This window comes from Ralstonia sp. TCR112, from assembly GCF_007997035.1.
GTDB lineage: Bacteria > Pseudomonadota > Gammaproteobacteria > Burkholderiales > Burkholderiaceae > Ralstonia > Ralstonia edaphi.
Genome location: NZ_VOSS01000138.1, coordinates 1 through 580, shown reverse-complemented (window position 1 = coordinate 580; position 580 = coordinate 1). Strand labels below are relative to the sequence as shown.

Sequence of the window (580 nt, the reverse complement as noted above, 5' to 3'; positions counted from 1 at the left end):
GTCTCGTTCTGCACCATGCCGCTGGACGACAGCAGGTTGGTCATCACCGTGTTGAGCTGAGCGGCGTAACCGCGCTGCACTGTGACCGTGCCGCGGGCACCCAGCGGGCCACCCGCCACCTGCACGGTCAAACCGTCGGTGGCAGAACCGCTGATCCCATACAGGTTCTGTCCCGAACCGGTTGCAGCAACGCCGTTGATGGTGCCTTGCACATCTACACCGTTGGTCGACGTGGGGCTTGCGCCAAAGAGCGACGAAGCACCGTTGCCCGACACCGACACCGCCGACACCGAGCCGAACTGGCTGTCGGTAATGCTCAGCACGCCGCCGGCGTCGGCCGACACCGATGCGTTGACCTTGGCGTTCTGCAGCGTGGTCGATGCGTTGATCTGGCTTTGAATCTGCGCAGCGAGCGTCGCTGCGGTGTAGCTGCCGGCCGCCAACGTCACGTTGACCGACATGCCGCTGATGTTGAACGCGAGCGTGTCGTTCACACCCGCGGTGATAGTCGTATTGGCAGCCGCCGAACCCGTGAGCGTGCCCTGCGTGGCGAGCTGCGTCACGTTCACGGCGTAGCTGC

General features: G+C 64.7%; 1 pseudogene. It reads right to left on the bottom strand.

The features are described from left to right. Positions 1-580, bottom strand: a pseudogene (locus FUT88_RS24070) (flagellar hook protein FliD); the annotation flags it as partial.